This window comes from Streptomyces sp. NBC_01410 (genome assembly GCF_045040195.1).
In the GTDB taxonomy this organism is placed as follows: Bacteria; Actinomycetota; Actinomycetes; order Streptomycetales; family Streptomycetaceae; genus Streptomyces.
In genome coordinates this window covers 6,943,572-6,963,853 of the sequence record NZ_CP109530.1, presented here as the reverse complement: position 1 = coordinate 6,963,853, position 20,282 = coordinate 6,943,572, and the positions used below count along the sequence as shown (strand labels likewise).

The 20,282-nt window shown below is 72.5% G+C and carries 14 protein-coding genes; 7 read left to right on the top strand and 7 right to left on the bottom strand.

Features of this window, described 5'->3' with window-relative positions; all coding sequences use genetic code 11:
• The first annotated feature begins 15 nt into the window (after nucleotides 1-15).
• Nucleotides 16-1,860, top strand: coding sequence for an AMP-binding protein (locus OG741_RS31930; protein ID WP_405603524.1), 1,845 nt, complete (start codon nucleotides 16-18; stop codon nucleotides 1,858-1,860).
• On the opposite strand, the gene OG741_RS31925 is transcribed toward OG741_RS31930, so the two are convergent.
• From OG741_RS31925 to OG741_RS31900, 6 genes are all read right to left on the bottom strand, one after another.
• Nucleotides 1,861-3,534 (bottom strand): GNAT family N-acetyltransferase, encoded by a 1,674-nt coding sequence (locus OG741_RS31925; RefSeq protein WP_405603522.1) that lies wholly within the window; start codon nucleotides 3,532-3,534, stop codon nucleotides 1,861-1,863.
• 77 nt (nucleotides 3,535-3,611) lie between these two features.
• Nucleotides 3,612-4,877: an ABC transporter substrate-binding protein gene (locus OG741_RS31920; protein ID WP_405603521.1), complete on the bottom strand. Its 1,266-nt coding sequence runs from the start codon at nucleotides 4,875-4,877 to the stop codon at nucleotides 3,612-3,614.
• Between the two features lie 2 nt (nucleotides 4,878-4,879).
• Nucleotides 4,880-5,914 (bottom strand): branched-chain amino acid ABC transporter permease, encoded by a 1,035-nt coding sequence (locus OG741_RS31915; protein WP_405605866.1) that lies wholly within the window; start codon nucleotides 5,912-5,914, stop codon nucleotides 4,880-4,882.
• Nucleotides 5,915-5,999: 85 nt separating this feature from the next.
• Entirely contained in the window at nucleotides 6,000-6,890 is an 891-nt protein-coding gene (locus OG741_RS31910) for a branched-chain amino acid ABC transporter permease (RefSeq protein WP_405603519.1), read from the bottom strand.
• Nucleotides 6,887-7,711: an ABC transporter ATP-binding protein gene (locus tag OG741_RS31905; protein ID WP_405603518.1), complete on the bottom strand. Its 825-nt coding sequence runs from the start codon at nucleotides 7,709-7,711 to the stop codon at nucleotides 6,887-6,889. The genes OG741_RS31910 and OG741_RS31905 overlap by 4 nt, the downstream gene beginning before the upstream one ends.
• Nucleotides 7,708-8,514, bottom strand: coding sequence for an ABC transporter ATP-binding protein (locus OG741_RS31900; RefSeq protein ID WP_405603516.1), 807 nt, complete (start codon nucleotides 8,512-8,514; stop codon nucleotides 7,708-7,710). Before OG741_RS31900 ends, OG741_RS31905 begins: the two co-directional genes overlap by 4 nt.
• A 158-nt stretch (nucleotides 8,515-8,672) precedes the next feature.
• On the opposite strand from OG741_RS31900, the gene OG741_RS31895 reads away from it, so the two are divergent.
• Nucleotides 8,673-9,866: a PucR family transcriptional regulator gene (locus tag OG741_RS31895; RefSeq protein ID WP_405603514.1), complete on the top strand. Its 1,194-nt coding sequence runs from the start codon at nucleotides 8,673-8,675 to the stop codon at nucleotides 9,864-9,866.
• 656 nt (nucleotides 9,867-10,522) lie between these two features.
• Here the strand turns inward: OG741_RS31895 and OG741_RS31890 are convergent.
• Nucleotides 10,523-11,638 carry a glycerate kinase gene (locus tag OG741_RS31890; protein WP_405605864.1) on the bottom strand — a complete coding sequence of 372 codons (1,116 nt, stop codon included), beginning with the start codon at nucleotides 11,636-11,638 and terminating at the stop codon, nucleotides 10,523-10,525.
• Between the two features lie 168 nt (nucleotides 11,639-11,806).
• Here OG741_RS31890 and OG741_RS31885 point away from each other — a divergent pair, with 168 nt between their 5' ends.
• Genes OG741_RS31885 through OG741_RS31865 form a run of 5 tightly spaced genes read left to right on the top strand, consistent with a single transcriptional unit; the run spans nucleotide 11,807 to nucleotide 20,261 of the window.
• Entirely contained in the window at nucleotides 11,807-12,883 is a 1,077-nt protein-coding gene (locus OG741_RS31885) for an ADP-ribosylglycohydrolase family protein (RefSeq protein WP_405603512.1), read from the top strand.
• 46 nt (nucleotides 12,884-12,929) lie between these two features.
• The gene (locus tag OG741_RS31880) at nucleotides 12,930-13,319 is read left to right on the top strand and encodes a CU044_2847 family protein (protein WP_405603511.1); all 390 of its coding nucleotides are present in this window, start codon (nucleotides 12,930-12,932) and stop codon (nucleotides 13,317-13,319) included.
• The gene (locus OG741_RS31875; protein ID WP_405603509.1) at nucleotides 13,319-15,487 is read left to right on the top strand and encodes a trypsin-like peptidase domain-containing protein; all 2,169 of its coding nucleotides are present in this window, start codon (nucleotides 13,319-13,321) and stop codon (nucleotides 15,485-15,487) included. Before OG741_RS31880 ends, OG741_RS31875 begins: the two co-directional genes overlap by 1 nt.
• Nucleotides 15,484-16,464 (top strand): AAA family ATPase, encoded by a 981-nt coding sequence (locus OG741_RS31870; RefSeq protein ID WP_405603507.1) that lies wholly within the window; start codon nucleotides 15,484-15,486, stop codon nucleotides 16,462-16,464. The genes OG741_RS31875 and OG741_RS31870 overlap by 4 nt, the downstream gene beginning before the upstream one ends.
• A gap of 5 nt (nucleotides 16,465-16,469) precedes the next feature.
• A complete protein-coding gene (locus OG741_RS31865) occupies nucleotides 16,470-20,261 on the top strand; it encodes an SAV_2336 N-terminal domain-related protein (protein ID WP_405603506.1) in 3,792 nt (1,263 codons plus the stop codon).
• Nucleotides 20,262-20,282 lie beyond the last annotated feature (21 nt).

Sequence of the window (20,282 nt, the reverse complement as noted above, 5' to 3'; positions counted from 1 at the left end):
GAATGATCGACGGCCATGTCAGGGGGAACGCTTCACCAACTGTTCGAAGACAGGGTACGGACCGAGCCGGACCGTACCGCCGTGATCACCGACCGCACCCGGCTGACCTACCAGCAGCTGGACGCGAGGGCCAACAGGCTGGCCCGGCATCTTGCCGAGACCGTCCGTCTGCCGGCCGGGCATCTGATCGCCATCCGCACCTTACGCACCCCGGATGTGCTTGTAGCCGTCCTGGCCGTGCTCAAGGCGGGCGGTTCCTATGCCGTCGTCGGGCCCGACCAGAAGGCACACCCGGTCGTCGCCGATGCGCGGGCCGTCATCACTCATCAGCGACATCTGGCCCGGATCGACGACGGCAAAGACCAGCCCGTCATCACTCTGGACGGCGACGCCGCGGCCATCGGGGCTCACTCGGGCGAACCGTTCGACGAGCCCCCCGCCACGGGCTGGCGAGCCGGCGTGCTGCTCACGGCCGGGACCACAGGTGTGCGCCGCCCGGTGGGCATCTCGCACGAGCGGCTGAGGGCCGCGTACGAGGCCTGGGCCGAGGTCTACCGGCTCGACGCCGAGGACCTGGTGCTCGTCACCGCGGCACCGGACACCACAGAGTTCGCCGCCGGTTGGATACGGGTCCTCGGCTCCGGCGCGACGCTGGTGCTGTCCCGGCGCGAGGCCTTCACCGTCGCCGACATCGACCCGCTGACGGCGGCGCGGCTGCTCGACGACGCCCGCAACGTCTCGGGGCTGCGGCTGGTCGCGGTGTGCGGTGAACAACTGCGGCTCGACGAGCAGGTGCGGCTGGAGCGGCGGCTGGCTCCGGGGGCTCGACTGATCAGCGTGTACGGCCCGACGGAGGTCGCCGGATGCGGCACCTGGTTCGAGACCGGTCAGCTCGGCGGTCCGGTGACGGATCCCGAGCGCCACGCCTATCTCGGGCGGCCGTTCCCGGGCTGCAAGGCACGGGTCCGCAAGGGGCAGATCTGGCTGACGCCGCCCGGCGGCGGTGACGCCGTGCCCACCGGGGATCTCGGGCGGCAGGAGGGTGAGGGACCGCTGGAGTTCCGGGGCCGGATGGCACACCGGGTCAAGGTCGATGGACGAACCGTCGACACCTACCGGGTCGAAGCTGCGCTGGCCGGGCATCCGCGGGTCGGCGAGGCGATCGTCGGGGAGGATGGCGGGCGGCTGATCGCCTATGTCCTGCCGGCCCCGAGGAGTGCGTCGCCGGGGGCGGAGGCCGTACGGAGCCATCTGACCGGCGTCGTACCGGCAGCGGACATCCCGCGCACGGTGGTGCCGATCACGTCGCTGCCGCGCAACAGCGCGGGGAAGGTGGACCGTACGGCGCTGGTGCGCCCGCCGGAGCGGACCGCCGCGAGCAGGTCGGCCGGAAGCAAGGGGGGCGGCGGACAGCTGACGGCCGAGGACCGGGCCGTCGCCGGGATGTTCGTGGCGTTCGTGGTCGCGATCATGTCGTTCTTCTTCACCGACGTCATCTGGCCCGGCTCCACCGATCTCTCCCTGGTGCCCAACCCCTGGGCCTGGTTCTTCCGGGGGCTGTACGTCGCCGAGAGCCTGGCCCTCGCGGCCGGGGTGGGATTCCTGATCGGCGGGCGGAGGCTGATGTCGAGCCTGGGCAGACCGAAGGGACTGACGACCGCGGCCCATCTGGCCATCGTCTATCTGCTCGCCTCCTGGTGGCCGCAGGACAATCTGTACCGGCTGGCGGCAAAGCAGGACTGGCCACGGCAGGCGGCGCTCGTCTACACCTTCAATGTCCCGCTGATGATCGCGGCGGGTGTGGTGGCGGCCTGGGCCGTGTGGGGAGCGCTGAAGTCCGGTCCGGAGGACCAGAAGTGATCAGCCGAAGATCCGGCCCAGGTCGTGACTCGCGGCGCGCACCAGAGCATCGGCCGCAGCCAGCCGCTCTGACGTACACGCCGCGATGAGCACACCCACGTACGGATCGGGCTCATAGCCCGCCGTGGGGATCGACGGGACGAGAACCGCGTCGATCCCCGCGCACCGATCCGTCAACTTCCGTAGAAATGCCATCAGTTCGGGCTCGGGAAGGCGCGCGCCGAGCGGTACGCGGTCCAGTGACCGTACGAGATGGTCGCCGCCGCGGAGCTCATCGAGGCGCAGTTTCACCATGAACGCGGCCGAGGGGCCGGTGAGCCGGAGGTTGGTCTCGGTCGGGGCGAGCCGCCCCGCGGGGCCGGTCACGAAGTCGACGTCGTACCAGCCGCGGTAACCGCTCGCGGCGAGCTCCCGGCCGACCGCGTGGCCGAACCGCAGGGCGTGCGCGGCAAGGTCGTCCGGTACGGCTCCGGGGCCCACGGTCGCCCCGCGGTAGACCGTGCCCTCGACGTCCATCGCCGCGACGCCCACATCGTGCACCTGACCCTGGGCGTCGATCAGCCCGTCGTACGTCGGATCGCCCGTCGTCCCGTCACCCGCCACAAACTCCTCGAGCAGCAGCGGGCCCCTCGGCAGCAAGCCCGCCCGGACGCGGTCCGTCACCACGCGGGTACCCGAACCTCCGGCGCCGTGCTCGGTCTTGACGACGGTGGTCGCACCGGCACGGGCCCTTGCGGTGATCAGCCGGGCCGCCTCACGGCGGGTGGCGGGCGTCCACCGCTCAGGCACCACGATGGCGGGGTGCTCGGGGGCGAGCTGCCGGAAGAGGGTGTGGGAGGCCCGTTTGGACTCGTGGCGCAGGGCGTCCGGCGGGAGTCGGCATCCGGAGAGCTCGCCGGACGCCTCGGTGTGGCCCCAGGGCACGAAGGGCAGACCGAGCGCGCGCAGATTCCGGACCAGGGCGGGCCGGGCCAGCACCTCGGGGCCGGTGAGGCCGTCGTACACCTCGACCGTGCCCCAGCCGAGCTGCCGACCGACCATGGCGATCCACCCGCCGGGTACGGATCCGGGCACAACGAGCGCCGCCGGGTGCGGGCTCGCGAAGGCGGCCAAGCAGGCGTAGTGGTCGGCCGCCCGCCGCGCCTCGTCCGTCACGTCGCCGAACTGACTCTGGAACTCCGCGACATTGCCCAGATGCACCGCCCGCCGCCCGTCCGTCCAGGCCTGCGCCCAGTCGGGGCGCGGGGTCAGCGTCACCTCCAGGCGCGGCAGCTCCCGCACGGCCGGGACGGGGCGTGCGCCCATCGCCCGGTAGAAGGGCTCGGCGTTCGGGTCGGCGTCGATGGCCAGCCGCTTGAAGCCCAACTGCCGTGCGGCGTCGAGGACATACGCGTAGAGGGTCCTGCCGACTCCGCCGCCGATCGCCCAGGGTTCGACGAACAGCAGGCCCAGCTCACCGTCGGGTGCCTCGCCCTCCAGAGACGCGACGCCGAGCACCGCGGTGTCGTTCTCCGCGACGACGATGCGGCGTGCCGCCAACTCCCCCGCTCGGATGGCGAGTTCGTCGCGGCACGCCGCCAGGAATGCCTCGTCGTAGCCCCAGTGCGCTTTGGAGCGCAGGACCAGGGCGGTCAGGGCGTCGGCTTCGTCGGTACGGGCGTCACGTATCCACACACGGCGACCTTAGGCGACCCCCCGGCGCCTCAGGGAGCCGAGGGTTCAGCCCGTCCGGCGGGCGAGGACACTCCCTCTCAGCCACCCGCCTTGTACGACTCCGCCGCCTTCGCGACCGCCGCGGGCCGCACCACCTTCAGACCGCCCGGCACCTTGAGGTCGGGCTTCATGATCAGGCTCTGCCGGGTCGACGGCGCCGCGGGGTCGGAGAAGTTGTGCGTGATGCCGAAGCCGCTGTCGTACGAGGACACCGTCAGCAGCGCCTTGTCGATGCCCGCCCTGGTGAGGTCCTTGGCCGCGCAGGCCTTCTTCAGCACCTCGCCGTAGACGCTCGCTGCCGTGTAACCGGCGACCACGCCGTTGTCGAGACCGTCCTTGGGGTAGGCGGCCTTGTACTCCTTCGCGAGCTTGGCCGGGCCCGCGCCCGGGTCGCCGATGGGGAGGGTGGAGGCGGCGACGTAGTAGTCCTTCGTCAGCGCGGGCGCCGCCGGGGTGCCCAGCAGCTGCGGAGCGAAGGCCGAGTTGTTGCCGATCATGGGGACCTTGAAACCGCCCGCCGCTGCGACGCCGACCAGCGAGGCCGCCTGGCGCGGCCCGGCACTGATCAGGACCGCCTTGACGCCCGCCTTCTTGAGCGCCGCGACCTGCGCGGACATGTCGTTGTCGGTGGGCTTGATCTTCTGCTCGACGACGGTCAGACCGGCCTGCTGCGCCGCGTACTTGGAGCCCTTGAGGGCGTTTTCGCCATAGTCGCCCTCGAAGTAGACATGGCCGATCTTGTCGCCCTTGGCGATGCGCTTCTGGCCGAGCAGATAGTCGACCGCGTTGATCGTCTCGATGTCGTACGTCGCTCCCACCACGCGGATGTACGGGCTGCCCAGCAGCGATCCCGACCAGGCCTGCGGCAGCACAAGTCCCTTGTCCTGGCCGTCGATACGGCCCTTGACGGCCGCGACGAAGGGCGAACCGATGAACTGCGAGAAGCCGAGCACCTTCGGTTCGAGTTCGGTGTACCCGGCGACGGCCTTCTGCGGGTCGTAGCCGTGGTCGCGGATGGTCAGTTCGATGCTGCGGCCGCAGATGCCGCCCGCGGCGTTGGTCTGCTTCGCCCACAGCTGCTGCGCCTGGGTGACGCTCTTGCCGAGCGAGGCGTAGACGCCCGTCATGTCGGTGAGCACGCCGAGGTTGATGGTCTTGGCCGTGACGCCTTCGCCGGTCTTCACACCTCCGGCGTCCTTCTCGTCACCGCCGCCTTCGGTGGCCTTCGAGCTGCATCCGGCAAGGGCGGAGCTGGTCAGGGTCAGGGCGGCGGCCAGCGCCGCCAGGTACAGACGTGGCTTCATGTCTACTCCCTTGGGGTCTTGCGTGAGGTGATGAGACGGGTGAGTCCGCCGGGCAGGAACAGGACGACCGCGACGATCGCGGCGCCGTACAGATAGCGCGATGCCTCCCCGGGTGCGACGCCGCCGGTGCCGGGGGCGGAGACCAGCGGGAGGGTGTCGCTGTAGTGGGTGAGGATCTGGGGCAGCAGGGAGACGAAGACCGCGCCGACGACGGCGCCGGCGACCGTGCCGAGGCCCCCGATCACGATCATGGCGAGGAATTCGAGGGACAGGATCACCCCGAAGTACTCGGGGACGGTGCGCTGGAAGACCAGGGCGATCAGTACACCGGCGAGCCCCGCGTACATCGAGGACAGGATGAAGACGCCGGCCCGGTAGCGGGCGACCGGTACGCCCATGACGCCCGCGGCGATGCGGTGGTCGCGGATCGCGTTCATGGCGCGGCCCGGGCGGCCCCGTAGCACTCCGCGGGCGAAGAGTCCGCAGCCGATGAGGGCGAGCAGGGCCACGTACCAGAGCTTCTCGGCGGACTGGAAGGGGACAGCTGCGATGACCGTCTCGCTGTCGTCGAAGTCGATGCCGAAGAGCGAGAGGGGTGGAACGGCCCGGCCGTTGAATCCTCCTGTCAGGTCACCGGCGTTGAAGAGGACGTGCTGGCCGATGAAGATCAGCGCGAGCGTGGCGATGCCGAGATACGCGCCGCGCAGCCGCCCCGCGATGGGGCTGAACAGGCCGCCTGCCGCGCCCGCGACGAGCACCGCGAGTACTGCGGAGAGCCAGGTCGGCAGGCCGAGGCCGGTGAGGCGGTGGCCGTTCTCGACTCCGCTCTCGCCCGCCAGGACGCAGTAGCTGTACGCGCCCACCGCGAGGAAGAAGGCGTGCCCCATGGACAGCTGCCCGGTGGCACCGGTGAGGAGGTTGATGCCGATCGCGCCGATCGCGGCGGCCATCGCGAAGAGTCCGGCCTGAAGCCAGAAGCGGTCGAGGTAGAAGGGCAGGGCGATTAGCAGGACGGTGCCGGCGATCCAGAGGTACACCTTGGGACTCTTCGCGTACGCCCTGGGGCTCTTCTGGTACGCCTTGAGGCTCCTGGCCACGTACGCCTTGGGGTTCTTCAGCGTCTCAGACACGGGCGGGCTCCTTCGTGCCGAAGAGACCGGCGGGCCTGACGAGCAGGACGAGCACCATCACCAGATACGGCGCGAGATCGCCGATCCCCCGGCCCAGGAAGGACAGTTCGCCCTGATACCCGGTGGCGAAGGACTCGGTGACACCGACGATCAGACCTCCCGCGAGAGCGCCGGTCGTGGAGTCGAGCCCGCCGAGGATCGCCGCCGGGAAGGCCTTGAGTGCGGCGAGCGAGGTGGCACGTTCGAGCCCCGGCGTCGGGAACACGGTGAGGAAGAGGGCGGCGACCGCGGCGAGCGCGCCCGCGACCGCCCAGGCGGCGAGCGAGACCCGGCCCAGGCGTACCCCCATCAGCGCCGCGGTCTCGGGATTCTCGGCCGCCGCGCGCATCGACACGCCCCACGAGGTGTACCGGAACGCGAGCAGGAACACGGTGATGAGCAGGGCCGCCGCAACGAAGGCGGCGATACGGGTCTGCGCGATGGTGATGTCCCCGATGGTGACGACGCGGTCTCCCCACGGGTCACCGAGCGCGAGGACGTCCGTGCCGATACGGCGGGTGAGTTCGGTGGTCAGGAGAATGTCGACGCCGATAGTGACGATGGCCAGGACGCTGTGGTCGGAGCCCCGGTAGCGGCGCATGACGAGGAATTCCACGGCCGCGCCGACCACGGCGGCGCCCGCGATGCCGACGGCGAGCGCGGCCCAGAAGCCGATGTCGTCGTGGAGAACGGCGGTGACATAGCCGCCCGCGAGCAGCAGGGACGCGTGGGCGAAGTTGACGACTTCGGTGGCCTTGAAGATGACGACGAAGCCGAGCGCGATCAGCGCGTAGACGGAGCCGATGGAGAGCCCGCCGAGGAGTAGTTCGACGAAGGTCGTCATGCCTGCGCCTCCGTTCCGAGATAGGCCTGTACGACGGCCGGGTCGCTCTGTACCTGTGCGGGGGTGCCGTCGGCGATCCGGCGCCCGAAGTCGAGTACGGTCACGGCGTCCGCGAGCCGCATCACCACCCCCATGTCGTGTTCGACGAGCACGATGGATATGCCGAGGCTGTCTCGTACGCCCGCGATGACGGAGGCGGTCTGCCGCCGCTCGTCCGCGGTCATCCCGGCGACGGGCTCGTCGAGGAGCAGCAGCCGCGGTTCCATGCACAGGGCGCGGCCGAGTTCGACGAGCTTCTGCTTGCCGTACGGGAGTGCTCCCGCGGGCCGGTCCAGATCGCCGCCGAGTCCGGTGAACTCCGCGATCTCCCGTACCCGGTCCAGATGTTGACGGGCCTCGCGGGCGGCGGACGGCAGCCGCAGCCCGGCGGCGAGGAACCCGGCGCGGGTGAGCCGGTGCCTGCCGAGCAGCAGGCTGTCGGCGACGGTGGCGTGCGGCGGGAGTGCGAGGTTCTGGAAGGTACGGGCGATGCCGAGGGCGGCGATGCGGTCGGGAAGGAGCCCGGTGAGCTCCCTCTCGCCGAAGCGGACACTGCCGGAGGTGGCCCGGTAGACGCCCGACAGGACGTTGAAGGTGGTGGACTTGCCGGCGCCGTTGGGGCCGATGAGGGCGTGGACGCTGCCGGGTGCGACGGTGAAGGAGACGGAGTCGAGGGCGGTGAGCCCGGCGAAGCGGACGGTGAGGTCGGTGACGGTCAGGGCGGGGACGGCGGGGGCGGGGGGTGTCGCCGCGCCTTCCACGTCGGTACGCGGTGCGCTCATGCCGACCACCTGCTCAGCGCCGGCGCCGCCGCTTCCGCGCTGACGGCGTCGGCCGCAGCCGTCTCGTCGACCACGCCCAGGTAGCGGCGCCGCACCTCGTCCGAGGAAGCGAGCTCGTCCGCCGGGCCCGAGAGGGCGACCTCGCCGACGTCGAGTACGTACGCCGTCGAGGCCAGCCGCAGCGCGATCGCCGCGTTCTGCTCGACCAGCAGGACCGATGTACCGGCGGCGTTGATCTCCTGCACGGTCTCGGCGATGCGCGCCGCCATCAGCGGGGCGAGGCCGAGCGACGGCTCGTCGAGCAGCAGAAGCCGTGGCCGGGCCATCAACGCCCGTCCCATCGCGAGCATTTGCTGCTCGCCGCCCGACAGCAGTCCGGCACGCTGGTGCGCGCGGTCGGCGAGGACGGGGAAGAGCTCATGCACCCGGGCGAGGGCCTCGGCGCTGGAGCGGCGCCCGCCGGCCGCGCCCAGTGCGCCCGCCCGCAGATTGTCGGCGACGGTCATCCGAGCGAAGACCTGCCGCCCTTCCGGGACCTGGACGACGCCCGCGGCGACGACCGCTGCCCCGCTCAGCCCTTCCAGCGGACGGCCTTCGTAGCTGATGCTGCCGGACGTGACGCGGCCACGCTGAAAGCCGAGGGTGCGGGAGACGGCGCGCAGCAGGGTCGATTTGCCGGCACCGTTGCCGCCGAGGACGGCGACGATCGCGCCCTCCGGCACATCGACGGAGACGTCCCGCAGTGCCCGTACCGGACCGTAGCCGACGGACAGCGCACGCACTTCGAGCGAGGTGGCAGCCATGTGGACCCCCTTTCCGGGCTTGTTCGAAATTGCCCTGTGGGGGCACACACCAGCACCGGTCCGGCGTACCGTCCAGGCGGTATGCTCGAATCGCTGCGCATGACCAGCGGTGCGGCGCGCGCATTGTGCAACGGCACAAGGGCTGGCATCCTCCGGTCATGGGTGGCCACAGAGCACGCACCGAGCGTGAGTGGTCCGTCCTGGTGAGCGCCTCCGAGGTGCTGCTGGAGCGCGTGCCGAGACTGACGGACCTGCTCATCGACGAACTTCGGGCCCATTCACCGCAGTTCGACCTCGCCGTACCTCGCGACGAGCACTGGCAGCAGATCAACGAGGCGATGCGGTACGGCATCGAGGCGCTGGCCGCATCGCGTTCGGCGCCGCGGCGGGACCTGCTGTACGCGGACCAGCTCGGCCGGCAGCGCGCCGAGCAGGGGCTACCGCTCGACCTCGTCCTGTACGCGTACCGGCACGCGGGCTATCTCGTCTGGGACGAGCTCCTGGAGATCGTCACCGACAAGAATCCGGACGCACTGCCTGTGCTGGTGCATCTGGCGTCCGACGTGTGGGCGGGCGTGGACCGGCAGGCCTCCACGGTGGCGGACGCGTACCGCGACACCGAGCAGGAGATGCAGCGGCGCAGCGACGAGCGGGTCCAGGCGCTGTTGGACGCACTGCTGGAGGGCCGCTCCACACCCGGCCTGGCAGCGAGCGCGGCGGCGGGCCTGGACCTGCCGGAACAGGGGCGGTACGCGGTGGTCGTGGTCCGGGTGGAGCGCGCGGCGGGGCGCGAGCCGTTCCGCCGGGTCGCGATGGCGGAGGGGCTTCGGTTCTTCTGGCGGATGCGTACGGACTACGAGATCGCGGTGGTCGCGCTGGAGGCGGGGGTGGGGCTCACGGAGCTGTCCGCTGTTCTGCACCGGCGCTGCCAGGGCCCCGGCGGGATCAGCCCGGTGGTGCCGGGCCTGGCGGACCTGGGCCTGGCGCGGCGCCTGGCGGAGACGGCCCTGCGTACGTGCGGCCCGGACGCACGCGGGATCGTGCGCCTGGACGAACACCTCCCCACGGCCCTGGTGGTGAGCCAGCCGGAACTGGCGGCCCGCCTGATCGCGGACGTCTTCGGCCCCCTGCTGGACCTGGACCCGGCGGACAGGGCGTTGCTGCTGGAGACGCTGGACGCGTGGCTGGAATGCGGGGGCTCGGCGGGCCGGGCGGCGACGCGGCTGTACTGCCACCGGAACACGGTGTTCAACCGCCTGCGCCGCCTGGAACAACTGACGTCGAGATCACTGGGCCGCCCGCGAGACCTGATCGAAATGACGCTGGCGCTGGACGCGTTTCGTCTGGGGTGAGGGTGGGCGCGGCCGTCCGGGGTGCGGGGTGTGGGCTTGCCCGGCGCCGCGGGCCGTCCGGGGTGCGGGTCGCGGGGTTGCCCGGTGCCGTGGGCGTGCCGTCTGGGGTCCGCTCCGGGGTGGAGCCGGGACTGCATGATTTACGGCGCGTCTCTGGTCTGCCGCAGGGTACGGGCGTCCCCGCGCCACAAATCACGCTCTACGTCCCGACTCCACCCGCTCCACGGCCCCCTTGCGGGGTGACCTGCTCGGTCACCCGCACCGCGGAGACGCGGGTGCCTCGCTCGCGCCGCGGGAAGCGGATGCCCGGCTTGCGCCGCGAAGCCGGCGCTCGGGGGGTGTGGGGCGCCAGCCCCAACGTTGCACCTCCCTCTCGGGGACCCAGGCCTGCGCCGCGCAGCCGGCGCGGCGCGGGTGTGGGGGCGCCGGCCCCCGCGTCCTCCCCCTCCCCAGGGGGTCTGGGGGCCTCGCCCCAGTTTCGGGAAGGGGCGGGGTGGGGGAACAAAACCCCCGTCGCCACGAAGCCCGACGCCCAAGCGGGGCCCCGCGCCGCCGGGCTTCGCCCGCGAAACCACCCACCGGGCAGCAACCACCAACACCCCCTGGCCCACGGCCACCACGAACCCTGGAAACGGGCGGGGTGGGGGAACAACCCCCTACCGCAGGAAATCCCGCGCAATACCCTCCGCCACCCGCTCCAGCAGCGGCCCCGCCTCCGCCATGCACTTCCGTGGGTCCGGTTCCAGCGCCGTCAGGGGATACGCCCTGCGGATTCCCGCCCGGCCCAGCGCCTCGGGCGGCAGCGCCAGGCGGCCGCAGACCGCGACGACCTCGATGTTCCGGGCGCGGGCCGCCGCCGCGACGCCCGCGGGGGCCTTGCCGTGGAGGGTCTGTTCGTCGAGGGAGCCCTCGCCGGTGATCACCAGGGTCGCCCGGGACAGTGCCTCCGCGAAGCCGAGCACGTCGAGCATGACCTCGATGCCGGGCCGGAAGCTCGCCCCGAGGGCGACCAGCGCGCCGTAGCCGATGCCGCCCGCCGCCCCCGCGCCGGGGAGCTGGGCCTGCTCGGGGCCGAGGATGGATGCGTAGTGGGCGAGCGCCGCGTCCAGCGTGGCGACGTCCTCCGGGGTCGCACCCTTCTGCGGGCCGTACACCGCGGGCGCGCCCTTGGGCCCCGTCAGCGGGTTGTCGACGTCGCTGGCGAGGACCAGCTCGACGTCCTTGAGCCGGGGATCGAGGCCGGACAGGTCCGCGGACGCGAGGTCGCGGAGGCCGCCGCCCCCGGGGCCGACCGGCTCGCCGTCCGCGTCCAGGAAGCGCGCGCCGAGTGCGGCCAGCATGCCCGCGCCGCCGTCCGTGGTCGCGCTGCCGCCGACGCCGAAGACGATCGTCCGGGCTCCCGCGTCGAGCGCGGCGCGCAGCAGCTCGCCGGAGCCGTACGTCGTCGAGGTGAGCGGCGCGAAGACCCCGTCGGGGAGGTGCTGGAGCCCGGAGGCCTCCGCCATCTCCACGACCGCGGTGCCCTCCCGCAGGGCGTACGCCGCGGTGAGGGGTTCGCCGAGCGGCCCGGTCACCAGGACCTCGCGGCGTTCGAACCCTGCCGCCACCGCCGCGGCGACCGTGCCGTCGCCGCCGTCCGCGACGGGCAGGGCCTCGACCGCCAGACCGGGTACGACCCGCTGGAGACCTGCGGTGACCCGTTCCGCGACCTGTACGGCCGTGAGCGAGCCCTTGAACTTGTCAGCCGCGACGAGCACACGCGCGGGCTGAATAACTGCTCCGTTCGTCACCTTGCTATCCCTTGCTTTCGAACAGGCAGTCGCGCCGCCCCGACCCTATCCGGACGTCTCGACGGTCTGCCACCTGATCACGGCTTGACATTTCGGACCATACCGGGGCACTGCCGAGCGGTTCCGGCGCCGATTCGGTAAACCGGACGTATGGGCCTCCAGCATGTCGACCTCGCCGACCGGATCCTCGGCGGCTGGCTGGGCCGGGTCGCCGGCAACATGCTCGGCAAGCCCGTCGAGCGTGGCGACTACTGGACCCGGGACCGCATCGACCGGTATCTGCGCCGCACCGACGCGCTCCCGCTCACCGACTACCTTCCCGGGCCGCCGGCGGACGCGTTGCCCGGCGAATTCGAGCTGCGTCCCGAGTGGCGTGAGTGCGTACGGGGCCGGATCCACGGCAGTTGCCGGGACGACGACGTGGACTACACGGTCCTCGGGCTGCATCTGCTGGAGAGCCACGGCTTCGGGTTCACCACCGAGCAGGTGGGCGAGGCATGGCTGCTGCATCTGCCGTTTCTCCAGACGTTCACCGCCGAGCGGGCCGCGTACCGCAATCTCGCGAACGGTCTCAAGCCTCCGGTCAGCGCCACGCGCGACAATCCCTACCAGGAGTGGATCGGCGCGCTCATCCGCGCCGACATCTTCGGCTGGACCTGTCCCGGCGACCCGCACCGCGCCGCCGCGCTCGCCCGCCGCGACGCGGTCCTCTCGCACACGGGCAACGGCGTGTACGGGGCGATGTGGGCGGCGGCCCTGATCGCCGCCGCGTTCACCGCGAACATCCCGCGCGACGCGGTCGAGGCGGCTCTGGAACGTATCCCCGCGGGCTGCCGGCTCGCTCGCGCGGTGCGCCACACCGTGGCCCTGCACGCCTCCGGGACGTCCTGGTCCGACACGCTCGGCGAACTGGCCGACGAGACGGGCGGCCTGGGCTGGATCCACACCGTTCCGAACGCCGCCGTCATCACGGCCGGACTGCTGTACGGCGCGGGCGACTTCACCGCCACCATCGCCCTCACGGTCCGCGGCGGCCTCGACACCGACTCCAACGGGGCGACGGCGGGCTCGGTTGCGGGTGTGCTGAGCGGAGCGGCCGCCATCCCCGCGCAGTGGACGGAGCCTCTGGAAGACCGGCTGCGTACCGCGGTGTTCGGATTCGACGGCGTACGGATCAGCGAACTGGCGGAGCGTACGGTGCGGTTGGCGGCGTTCTCCGCGAGTTGACACGAAACGGCTGCCGCCGGGGGTGCTTGATCGGCACAATGGCCAGATGCCTGAGTACATGGAGCTTGCGCTGTCGGACGGTTCGCAGGTGCGCCTGGAGCTGTCGGGGGCCGGAGAGCCGCTCGCCGTACCGTCTCAGGGCACCGGCGCGGCCGATCTGCCGGAGGGCTTCGGTGCGGCCAGGCCGGTGGCGAGCGGCCCCGGCCGGGCGGCGGCGCTGGCCGCTGACGCGCTGCGTACGGCGCTGCGCCCGCTCGGTCCGCTGCTCGACGAGGTCCACGGCGCGGTGTCGGCGTCCGAGAACCCGCCGCAGGAGATCACCGTGGCGTTCGGCGTCGAGATCGGCCAGGATCTGAAACTGGGCATCGTCGGGGCCAACGGCAAGGCCACCATGAGCATTTCGGCTACCTGGCAGAGTGGGACACCGCAGAACTGATGGGCTGGTTCAGAAGGCCGGCGGCCGCCGCCGCGCCCCGCGTCTCCGTGCTGCACGGCGGCGCGAAGACGGCGGCGGGCGGCGCCGCACTGCTCTCCGCCCGGCGCGTGGTGACCTGCGCCCATGTCGTCAACGACGCGCTGGGCCGCGATCTGTACACCACGGCCCCGCCCGCCGACGACGCGCTGCACCTGGCCTTCCACGGGCCCGGCGCGGCCCAGCACCGCACGGCCAGGCTCGCGGTGTGGGTGCCGCCGCAGTGGGGCGCGTCCGCGATGGTCTGGCAGGGCGATCTCGCCGTACTGGAACTCGACGAGCCCGCGCCGCAGTGGCTCAGCCCTGTCGTCTGGCGCGACATGGCCGAGGGGCAGAGGCTGCGGGCGTGGCACGGCGGCGGAGAGGCCATCGCGTTCGCGGACACCGAAGTGAAGCTCCACGAAGACCGGTTCGGCTATCTGGACGGGCAGCTGTCCGGCGCCGCGATCGGACCCGGCTTCAGCGGCGGGCCGCTGTGGGCGACCGAGGACGCGACGGTGGTGGGTCTGGTCGTGGCCCATGTGATGCCCGGCGAAGGGCCGATGAGCCCGCAGGCGACGGTGCGGCGCAGCTGGGCCGTGCCGTGGCAGGCGATCCGGGAAGAGCTGGAGCGGGCGGGGGCGGCCGACACCGTCGCCGAGTGCGCGGTGCGTGGACGGTACGGCACGGCGGCGTGCGCAGACGGCTCCACGGCCGCCGGCGTCGCCGCCGAGCTGTGGTCGCTGCTCGGCGATCCGGCGCGCCGGGCACAGCACGCCCGCACCCTGGCCGCCCTGTTCGGATACGAGCCCCCGCCCGGGGAATCCGCCCCGGCCGTGGAGGAGTTGGCGCAGTTGCTCGCCTCCGAGGAACGCGCACTCGCCTCGCTCAGCGAGTCGCTCGCCCCCACCCTCCAGGACGGCCACGCGCGCGCCGGGCTCGACCGGCTGCTCGCTCTGGGCAGGCTGACCGGTACGGCGCGGCTGCTCTCCCTCGACGAACACCGGCTGTTATTACGGGAGTTGAGACCGGCTGTCGTCGCGGACGCCGCGCTGCTGCCGCGGGCGGCCCGCGAGGCACTGCGGTACATCGCCCCTCCCCGGTCGCTGAGCGGCGCCCGGCTGGATCCGCGCGACCTGGATGCGGCGGTCACGGAGCTGGAGGCGTACCGCGACGGCGGGCGGCCCGCGGACGGCATCTCGCCGGTGCCCGCCCTGCTCACGCTCGTCGAGTACGCGGCCGCGGCCACCGCGCCGCCGGTGCGCGCGGCCCTTCACGCCTGGTCGGAGCGGGTCGCGGCACGGCTCGGCTGCCATCCGGCCGCCGTGCAGCTGCGCCGTGCGGATGCCACGGCCTGGGCCGCGTACCGCCCCTCCCCCGTCGTCCGTCTGGTCGCCGAGATCTCCGGTCCGCCCGACCGGTACGCCTGCGCGCTGTGGGAAGTGCGCCAGGACGGTGCAACGGCCTCGCTCGTGACCGCGGACGAGCCGCGCAGCGGGGCCGAGATCGCCCGGCTGATCCGTGAGGCGGCCGAGACCGCCCGGGACGACGGCGGTCAGGGCGTCACCCATGTCGACATCGTCGTCGACCGTGACGGGCTGCACCTGCCCTTCGACGAGTGGGAGGCGGCCAGTTCGGTGGAGTTCCTGCCGCGGATCCCGCTCGGGGTGAAGTTCCGTATCGCGCTGCGCTGCCCCGAGGTGAGCGCCCGCGCCCCGCGCCGCGAGGCCGAGCTGCGCCGGCGCTGGGAGAGCGCCCACACCGGGCCGCTCGTCGTCGACGAGAACTGTGCGTCGCCGGAGAAGGTGTGCGCGCTGCTGGAGACCAGCCATCGGGACACCGCGCAGGTCGTGCTGCACGGCCCGCCCGCCCCGCGCGAGGCGCTGCTCCAGCTCTGTCTGGCCCTCGGCGTCCCCGTGGTGCTGTGGGACCGGGCGGCCCAGAGCCACGAGCACGCCGACCGGCTCGACGGCATCGCACCCGCCGGACCGCTGCACCAACTCCCTGAGCGTATCCAGCACTTCAGGGCCGAACAGTACGGCGCGAGCGTCCCGTCGCCCGCCCGGCCCTCACTCGTGTGGGAGAACACGGAGCTGCCACTGCCCGGTGGGCTCGAACTGCTTGACCCCGCGGAAGGAGCGGACATCCGATGAACCCCGCACAGGACCACCAGGGCAACGGCGACTGGAGGCTGTTCCGCGGCGACGGGCAGGCGCGTACGGTCGACTTCCCCGAGGCTCCGCCGTGGCGCCGCTTCGACAACAACTCCTCGGCCTCGGCGAGCACGCCGCGCCCGCTCCCGTATCTGATCGGGCAGGCCGAGGCCGATATCGTCAACGCGGCGCTGCATCTGCGCCGCCCCCTGCTGGTGACGGGCAGGCCAGGCACGGGCAAGTCGTCCCTGGCGTACGCGATCGCGCACGAACTGCGGCTCGGCCGGGTGCTGAACTGGCCGGTCAACAGCCGGGCCGCCCTGCAGGACGCCCTCTACCACTACGACGCGATCGGCCGGCTGCGTGAGTCGAACCTCCGCAACGAGGCGGGCGAGGTCTCCGGAGAGCTGGACGTCGGCTCGTACGTGCGGCTGGGAGCACTCGGTACGGCCCTGGTTCCCGGCACACGCCCGCGGGTTCTGCTGGTCGACGAACTCGACAAGGGGGACGTCGATCTCCCCAACGATCTGCTGAACGTCTTCGAGGAGGGTGAGTTCGAGATCCCCGAGCTGGCCCGGCTGCCCGAGGACCAGGCCTCGGTCCAGGTGATGACGGCCGACCCCGAGTCCTGGACGGAGGTGGTCAGGGGCCGGGTGCGCTGCTCGGAATTCCCGGTCGTCGTCATCACCAGCAACGGCGAACGCGACTTCCCGCCCGCGTTTCTGCGCCGGTGCGTACGGCTCGCCCTGCCGGAACCGGACCCGGACAGGCTGCTCGCCATCGTCCGCGCCCATCTGGGGTCGGCGGATCTACCCGGCGTCGACGAGCTGCTGCGCGCCTTCCTGGCACGGCGTGCCCGCGGTGAACTCGCCACCGACCAGCTGCTGAACGCCGTGTTCCTGCGCAAGGGCGGCGTCGACCTGGACGCCGACGGCCTGCTCGACGCCGTACTGCACCGGCTCGGCGGGACGGTGTAGCGCCGGTGTGGAGCGAGCTGCGGCGGATCCTGGCGGACTGCGGGGCGGAGCTGTCCCACGAAGAGCTGCTGGATGCGCTGTGGCTGGCCGGGCGGCTGCCGGCGGGAGCGTCGTCGGTACTGGCCGGGGCGGGCGCCGACGCCGAGCCACCGCCGGATGGGCAGGAGGCACCTCCTTGCGGGGACCCGGCCGCCGACCCCCGCCCGCCCTGGCCGGACGACCCGCAGAGATCGGTTCCCACAGCGCCGGACGCGCGGCCCTCGCCGGACGCGCGGCCCGGCATGGGACGCGGCTCCGATGTTCACGGCGCACCCGCCCCACGGGAGCGCCCGCGGCACGACCGGCCGGCCGTCCCCGTACGTGCCCCGCAGGACAAGGCGCTCGGCTCCGCCGAACTGCCCCTCGGGCGTGCGCTGCGCCCGCTCAAACAGCTGCGCCCCGACCGCAGGACCGCCGAGCTGGACGAGCCCGCCACCGTGACCGCGATGGCCGAGACCCGGTTGCCCGACGCGGTCCTGCGCCCGGGCCGCGCCCGCTGGCTGGATCTGGTGCTCCTCGTGGACGACGGGGTGTCGATGCTGTTGTGGCAGCGGCTCGCCGGCGAGACACGGCTGCTGATGGAGCGCAGTGGCGCCTTCCGTGACGTCCGCGTGTACGGGCTGGACAGCCGGAGCCCCAAAGCTCCCCTGCTGGGCAGGCGCCCCTACGAGCAGGACAGCGCCCCGCTGCCCGCGTCCGCCGTCACGGACCCCGCGGGCCACACCCTGCTGCTCGCCATCAGCGACGGCGTCGGCGCGGCCTGGCGGGACGGCCGGATGCACACGGCGCTGGAGCGCGCCGCGCGGGTCGGCCCGACGGCCGTGCTGCACGCGCTGCCCGAGCGGCTGTGGGAGGGCTCCGGCATCCGTACCGAGGAATGGGAGGTGACCACGCAGGGGCGTGGCGCGCCCAACCACACCTGGCGGGTCGCGGACCCGGTGCTGCCGCCCGAAGTCGCCCCGTACGACAGGGTTGCGGTGCCGGTGCTCGCGGCGACCCCCGAATCCCTGGGCGCCTGGGCCCGGTTGGTCGCATCGCCCGGCACCTCGGCGGTCCTGCCACTGCTCGCCGACCGGACCCCTGCCCGCCCCTACGCCGCGACGCGCACGCCCGGCGGGGACGGTCTGCTGCGCTTCCGCACGGCGGCCTCCCCTCAGGCGTACCGTCTCGCCGCCCATCTCGCTGCGGTCTCCCCGCTCTCGGTGCCCGCCATGCGACTGGTGCAGGACGCGCTGGGCCCCGAGATCGACACCGGGCATCTGGCGGAGGTGTTCCTGGGCGGCCTCATGCGCCCTGCGGGCGGGGACGATCTGCTGCCGCAGCACCGGGGCTTCGACTTCGCCGAGGACACCCGGCGCATCCTGCTCGACACGCTCCCGGCCGGCGAACTCGTACGGGCCACTCGCGCGGTCAGCGCACGACTCGCCGAACTCGCCGACCGTCAGGGAGACTTCCCCGCCTGGCTGCCGCATCCCTCGGGGACGGACCGGCTGCCCGCGGGCGGACGCCCCTTCGGGTGGATGGACGAGCGGCTGCTGCGACGGCTCGGGGTCCCGCGGGGCCCCGCGGTTCCGCCGCCGTCGTTCGTCGACACTCCCGGTTCCGACTGGGAGTCGCCCGCCCCGGGGAACCCGCGGACGGCGGGTCCCTTCCGGCTGATCGCCCGGAACCGGTTCGGCTGGCCCCATATGGGGCTGTATCTGGGGACTTCCGAGCAGCATGCGGGGATCGCCGTGATCCGTATCCCGGAACTGGAGCGGTCGTGGAGCGCCGCGCTGATCACAACGGAGGCGGAGGCCCTGTCCCGGATGGGCGGCGTGTACGCGCCACGGCTGCTCGGCCATGACGCCACCGCCGTGCCCGCGTGGATCGCCACCTCATACGCCCAGGACCAGCGCGACTCCGGTCCGGCGCCCAATCTGCGCACGTTCCTCAACGAACGGGGTGCTCTCCACGGCATGGAGTTCGTGTCCGTCGGGAGGCAGCTGGCGAACGGTCTCGCACGGGCGCACCGCAAGGGCGTCATCCACAGCACGCTGATCCCCAACTGTGTCCTCCTGGCGGGACAGGAGGTCCAGATCACCGGGTGGATGGCCGCCTCTCTGGACGGTGTCCACAGCCCCTACCGGTGGGTCCTGCGCCAGCAGGAGGAGTTCCGGGCACCGGAACTCCTCAGCGACGACGATCCGCCCACCAAGGCGTCCGACATGTATGCGGTGGGACGGATTCTGCTGGCCGCGGCTGCCGGCGACTGGCGCTACGATCCGGCCGCGGATCCGCACCTTCCCCCCGCGACGGGCCGCGGTCACCAGGCGCTGCTGCGCCGCTGCGTCGCGACGGATCCGGCGGACCGGCCCACCGCGGACGAGCTGCTGCGGGCCTTCAACGCCAGAGCCCATGAACAGCCCGATGTTCCGCTGCTGGCCGCACAGTTCGGCGTGGGCGAGGGCGGCCGACCGGTCCTGCTGGACCTCAATGAGCGGGTGTACGGCGGCGACGGCCCGCACGGACTGCTGACCGGCACCGACGTCCGGGACCGGCACCGGATGCTCGCCGCGCTCGTCCGGGGCCTGGCCGAGGCGAACCCCGGGGGCGCCGTCACTTTCGTCTGCGCCTGGCACGGCGACTCGGAGTACCTCTCCGCGCTCGCCGCGCTGCCGGAGGTGAAGTGGGCCCAGGATCTCACCGCGCGGCCGGAGGCAATCGGTGAACTGCGTGACCTCCTGCACGCGCAGTTGGACCAGCGAAGGCAACTGCAGCGCCCCTGGCTCGTGGTGGTCCTGGACGATTACGAACGCATCCGGAACTCCGGCCCGGAGCTGGGCATTGTCGACGAGACGATCAGAACCGCCCGCTACCAGGGCGTCCACATCCTCCTCGGGGACGATCACGTCCATCGCCGCTCCGGGACCGGAACGGCGCATCTGACCTGCCGTATCGAACTCACCGGCCCCCGCGGGCACGGCCTCTTCCATGACGGCGTGTTCCAGCCCGTCCCCTTCCGTCCCACCCCGCGGTCCGCCGAGGAGCAGGCCGCCGAACTCGACGCCGAGCACAGCCGCGGCGTCGCGCATCTGCGGCGCAGCGAATGGGCCGAGGCGCACGCCGTGCTCAGCGGCGTCGCATCCGCCCGGCTGGCGCTGCTGGGCCGGGATCATCCGGCCACGCTCATGTCACGGTACGAGCGGGGGTTCGCGCTGCTCGGGCTCGGCCAGTACCGGGAGGCACTGGTCGAGTTCCAGACCGTCGAGGAGGGCAGGAGCGCGGCATTCGGCCCGTACCACCCCGACACGCTGGACGCGCGCCAGCAGACCGCCTTCACCCTCGGCCTGCTGGGCCGCCACAGGGAAGCCCTGCCCCTCTACAACGAAGTACTGACCCGACGGCTGCAGATGCAGGGCGCCCGGCACCCCGACGCACTGCGCTGTCAGCACAACGTGGCCTTCACCCTCAGCGCCCTCGGCCGGCATCAGGAGGCGTACCACCTGGCCTCCCAAGTCCTCACCGCCCGGATCGGGGTGCTCGGCGGCGACCACCCCGACACTCTGGCCACCCGCCATGAGATGGGCCACTTCCTTGCCCGCATGGGCCAGTGGGCGGGGGCGCTGGAGATGTACGAGCTCGTGGCCGGGACCCGTACGCGAGTCCTGGGGGCCGACCACCCGGACACTCGCGCCGCCCGGCACGATGCCGACCAGGCCCGTCTCCGGCTCGGCGGCCCACCCGCCGGAAACCGCCCGCCGGGCGCCAAGGGCTGACCGCCCGCACCCCCATTACGC

What these genes read in the sequence shown, in the direction of transcription:
- OG741_RS31930 (WP_405603524.1), top strand. Translation starts at nt 16, where the DNA reads ATGTCAGGGGGAACGCTTCACCAACTGTTCGAAGACAGGGTACGGACC.
- OG741_RS31920 (WP_405603521.1), bottom strand. Translation starts at nt 4,877, where the DNA reads ATGAAGCCACGTCTGTACCTGGCGGCGCTGGCCGCCGCCCTGACCCTG.
- OG741_RS31910 (WP_405603519.1), bottom strand. Translation starts at nt 6,890, where the DNA reads ATGACGACCTTCGTCGAACTACTCCTCGGCGGGCTCTCCATCGGCTCC.
- OG741_RS31905 (WP_405603518.1), bottom strand. Translation starts at nt 7,711, where the DNA reads ATGAGCGCACCGCGTACCGACGTGGAAGGCGCGGCGACACCCCCCGCC.
- OG741_RS31900 (WP_405603516.1), bottom strand. Translation starts at nt 8,514, where the DNA reads ATGGCTGCCACCTCGCTCGAAGTGCGTGCGCTGTCCGTCGGCTACGGT.
- OG741_RS31895 (WP_405603514.1), top strand. Translation starts at nt 8,673, where the DNA reads ATGGGTGGCCACAGAGCACGCACCGAGCGTGAGTGGTCCGTCCTGGTG.
- OG741_RS31885 (WP_405603512.1), top strand. Translation starts at nt 11,807, where the DNA reads ATGGGCCTCCAGCATGTCGACCTCGCCGACCGGATCCTCGGCGGCTGG.
- OG741_RS31880 (WP_405603511.1), top strand. Translation starts at nt 12,930, where the DNA reads ATGCCTGAGTACATGGAGCTTGCGCTGTCGGACGGTTCGCAGGTGCGC.
- OG741_RS31875 (WP_405603509.1), top strand. Translation starts at nt 13,319, where the DNA reads ATGGGCTGGTTCAGAAGGCCGGCGGCCGCCGCCGCGCCCCGCGTCTCC.
- OG741_RS31870 (WP_405603507.1), top strand. Translation starts at nt 15,484, where the DNA reads ATGAACCCCGCACAGGACCACCAGGGCAACGGCGACTGGAGGCTGTTC.